This window comes from Collinsella sp. Sow4_D11, from assembly GCF_052116465.1.
In the GTDB taxonomy this organism is placed as follows: Bacteria; Actinomycetota; Coriobacteriia; order Coriobacteriales; family Coriobacteriaceae; genus Collinsella.
The window spans coordinates 1-3,756 of sequence record NZ_JBQKLA010000045.1; the positions used below are offsets into that span (position 1 = coordinate 1).

General features: G+C 41.6%; 8 protein-coding genes. All 8 read right to left on the reverse strand.

What is annotated here, in order from left to right:
* The coding region (locus tag ACTQ40_RS10250) for a hypothetical protein (RefSeq protein WP_441564090.1) at positions 1-626 on the reverse strand (626 nt) is incomplete at its 3' end.
* A 14-nt stretch (positions 627-640) separates the two neighbouring features.
* Positions 641-994 carry a hypothetical protein gene (locus ACTQ40_RS10255; RefSeq protein ID WP_441564092.1) on the reverse strand — a complete coding sequence of 118 codons (354 nt, stop codon included), beginning with the start codon at positions 992-994 and terminating at the stop codon, positions 641-643.
* The gene (locus tag ACTQ40_RS10260; RefSeq protein WP_441564093.1) at positions 995-1,399 is read right to left on the reverse strand and encodes an HK97-gp10 family putative phage morphogenesis protein; all 405 of its coding nucleotides are present in this window, start codon (positions 1,397-1,399) and stop codon (positions 995-997) included. It abuts the gene before it with no gap.
* Positions 1,399-1,704 carry a hypothetical protein gene (locus tag ACTQ40_RS10265; RefSeq protein ID WP_441564094.1) on the reverse strand — a complete coding sequence of 102 codons (306 nt, stop codon included), beginning with the start codon at positions 1,702-1,704 and terminating at the stop codon, positions 1,399-1,401. Before ACTQ40_RS10265 ends, ACTQ40_RS10260 begins: the two co-directional genes overlap by 1 nt.
* Before the next feature lie 323 nt (positions 1,705-2,027).
* Entirely contained in the window at positions 2,028-2,234 is a 207-nt protein-coding gene (locus tag ACTQ40_RS10270) for a hypothetical protein (protein ID WP_441564095.1), read from the reverse strand.
* 32 nt (positions 2,235-2,266) lie between these two features.
* Positions 2,267-2,503 (reverse strand): hypothetical protein, encoded by a 237-nt coding sequence (locus tag ACTQ40_RS10275; RefSeq protein ID WP_441564096.1) that lies wholly within the window; start codon positions 2,501-2,503, stop codon positions 2,267-2,269.
* 10 nt (positions 2,504-2,513) lie between these two features.
* Positions 2,514-3,428 carry a hypothetical protein gene (locus ACTQ40_RS10280; RefSeq protein ID WP_441564097.1) on the reverse strand — a complete coding sequence of 305 codons (915 nt, stop codon included), beginning with the start codon at positions 3,426-3,428 and terminating at the stop codon, positions 2,514-2,516.
* Positions 3,429-3,449: 21 nt separating this feature from the next.
* A partial coding sequence (locus ACTQ40_RS10285; protein ID WP_441564098.1) for a phage scaffolding protein occupies positions 3,450-3,756 on the reverse strand: 307 nt, incomplete at its 5' end.

Consider the following 3,756-nt stretch of genomic DNA (forward strand, 5'->3'; position numbering starts at 1 on the left):
ATGCGCGTAAGTCTCGTGGGCTCGGAGATGTGTATAAGAGACAGCAAATCGTCAACTTGGCCTTCAGCAGCATGTGCCTCAAATGTCATTGAGATAACAGCTTCTTCGTTGTCTTTTGTATCAAAGTCAAGTCCTGACGTGCAAAGAGCGTTATCAATGATAACAATAATAGGGTCATTAGTCCCTGACATAGTACCTACGATACCGAGATTTTCGATATAATCGCCATTTTCAAGTTTTGATTTTCCTGAAACGATCTTGTACCCTGTTGGTGCAGTAGTTCCATCTGCTTCAGTAACCTTACCGTTAATAGATAAACGGATATTTTCCGCTGTGATTTCTTTAACGTTGACTTCGATTTTAGCCGTCTGGCTCTCTAGCAGTTTTTGACCGACAGCTGGCACATATACTCCGTCAACTTCAACAGTACGGTAGTTTGTTTCGATTGTGACCTTGTTACCGCCTGACGTAGCTCCTAACAACTCACCTTCCCAAACTCCATTCCCGTCAGTGCCACCTGCCTTGTTCCAGGTTAGGTTTTTATAAACTGCACCCGCATTAATAAGATAATGCTTTGGCGTATTAGCTGTATAGCCTGTACGTTTTACTGGTGTTTTAACTCCCATTTAATTTCTCCAATCTAATTTAATATAAAAACGCGAATTCCGTCGTTGCAATCGTCCAGGTTTGTTGGCACGGCCTGCATTGACTGGAATTGCGTTCGCATGTAGCAATCCTCTAGCATTGTGTCAAAATGCCTCAAGTGCATCTTAATGCTCTCAGATAATGTTTCGATTTCGACCTGGTCTAGGCCTTTGTTACAAAAAATATCCACATCCAGGTAACAACCATCTGCATGACGGTCAATTCTGGTCAAGCTAGTCGAAAAGACCACATATGGATACTTGACAGTCTTAGCAGAGTTCTTGATGTAGTAGCTCTCACTGTGGACAGTTTTCAGCTCTTTTAAGATTGTTTTGATAACTTCTTTCATCTACCCTCCCAACTCTCTTAAACAGTCCGCCAAAATGTCTCTTATAGCTTTTTGGTTTTTCCTGAATGCTGGTCGTAGGTATGGTTGTGGTGACATTCCGTAAGTAAAATGTACCTCACCGTTTGGTGTTTTATATACCCAACCACCCTTACGACCGCTTCCTTTTTCAGCAAATTCACCAGTGCCATATTCGACATAGATTGCATACTCGCAATTAGTACCAATATAGGCAACCAGTTCGCTCTCGTTGACCTGGTACCCAATGCTGTCTCGTAAGCCTCCTTTATCGACAGGTGCTAAAAGCACAGCGTGACCCTCAACCAACAACGAAGCTTTGATAAGACCTCTAATCGCAGCACGTTCAAGTTCTCTTTTGGCTGCCTCTGAATTATCTACAAATTTCATCAGTGGACACCGTTAATATAGATTTCCAGATGATGGCCAATATTCACCGGATCATCAACATAGGTCACTTCATAGGTTTTTCCATTGACTTCGATTTTGTCTTCAATTTCAGCATTGACTGTCATATTCTTAGTCAAGATGACATGGGTACTGTCTGCAAGATAGGCTAACTTGTCATTGGATTCATTTCCATCAAGCATATCCATATAGCCAATAAATTCAGCTACTTTCTTATGCTCAAAGATTTCTTGTCCAAGTTCATTTTCGCCATTTGCTATATTTTTCAAAAGATAAAACGTTAACATCACGACCACCTCAACTTTCGATACTTGTCCAAGAAACCAAGCAAGCTGACTGGATAACCTTCCGAACTTTCAGCAGCCGTCACATCGTAGTAAGTCACTGACCAACGTGCCACGGTTTCGGATTTGATACCGGCCTTATCTCGCATTTTGGCGTCATAAGCAATCAACTTCTTGACACCTGTCAGCACGTCAGCAGGATAGCTCACTTTAGTTGCTATAGCCCCTGAATTGGTTTCTGTGATAAAATCCCCACGGATAGTAATTGCATCATCAGAGACACTCTCAACAACGTATAGACCATTGTTGTAGTCTGTTCCATTGATTTATATTGTGTCGCCAGCTTTAAATATATCCAAACGTCCGCTATTAGCTTTGATTGTACTTCCAGATAATCGCAAACCACGAATGCGGAATTTAATCAACTGAAAATTGTTGTTTGTCAACTTTCGGACCATTGTTTCTAGCCCATCACACGTTTCCTGTGTCGCATCTGCATCAAGTTTTAATGCTTCTTCTAGACTAATAATCATACATACCTCCATTTAAAAAGGAGAGTAGCAGACTACTCCCCTAGTTTCGATGCTTCCAAAATTTCAAGCAATGTTTCCGTCTTTGCATTATTGGCATTCTCGATGCCTGCTTCGTCCAATTGGGCTTTGATTTCATCACGGGACAATTCTTCCACGGTTTCGGACTCAATATCCCCTGCTACTTCTTCAAATCCTGCTTCGATGAGCCGGTCAGCAACCAAGTCGCTATCTGTCTCTTTGATGACGTTCAAGCGTTTAAATTTACGCATGAGCTACCTCCTAAGCTACTGTATTGGCAAAGATTGATTTTTCTTTTGATTTCGGAATCCAGATATCATGATACTTGCGGTAGTCCATATCCCAAGCGTTTGCACGTTGGTTAGTCATTGGATCAAATACACGTACTACGTCTGTTTTAGATACTGCAATAGGTGCATTTTCGGCAACGATAAGCCAGTTAATAGCTTTTGCTAACGGATCAGCCACGAATCCACCTTTTTCTTGACCGCCAGTCTTGCCGTCATTAAATTTAAACGCAGTTTGAAGCAATGATTGTTGTGTTGGCACAATTTCATGACCGTCAATTTTTGTAACAACAGTTGCCACTTCGCCAGCCGGCACTGTGACCGTTGAAATACGTTTAGATGCTTTGTCATCAAGTCCAAGATTAGTCAACATGGTTTCGGACATGGTAATTTTAAGTTTTGCAGTATTTCCGACAATCTCTTTTACTGTTGCAATGTCTTTCAAAAGTTCTTTCAAGATGTTTGAGTCTGTGATTGCAGCAGTACGAGTTTGACCAACTGCAATAGCTTTAGCGGCAATAGCAGAATAGCGATAAGCGTCGATTTCAGGTACAACCAAAGTGCGTTGGAATTCGCCCATGACTGTTCCAGCAGTTGCTACAAAGTTTGTTTCGTCCACGTCCATAGCGTCCAACTGGAATTTACGACCACGGTCTTGAGTGAGTTTGTAAGTATTCCATGTAAGTGTCACAGCACCACCAACGTAACCAGAAGAACGATCATAATCTGCAAGGCCATCCATAACGATAGACGGCAATTTGACTTCGTTGCCACCGTTGTATTGTACCAATTTACTGTTTACTTCCATCCAACCTGTCGTCGATTCTTGCACAATTTGTTTGTCAAGGACTGGTTGGAAAATTTTTGAATATTCGAGTGTGTTTGCCATTTATTTTTTCTCCTTAAAAAGTTATTTTCCGAAGACAGCTGATTCAAAGTCAGCAGTCAGTGATTTTGATGGGTCAATTTTCCCACCTGGTGGAATATCCACCCCACCTAAAGTTTTAAAGCCGTTATCAGCTTGTTCAGGCTCCGTGGTTTTGAAGAATGTAGGGTGATTAGTCTGTAAGTCCTTGATTTTACTGTCAAGGTCCTTAATACTGCCATCTTCTGCTAATTCCACATCGCCAAGTTTGTACATGAGATAGTCTAAATCAGTCGCTTTAGCACTAGAACTGTCTCTTATACACATCTGACGCTGCCGACGACTTAACGAC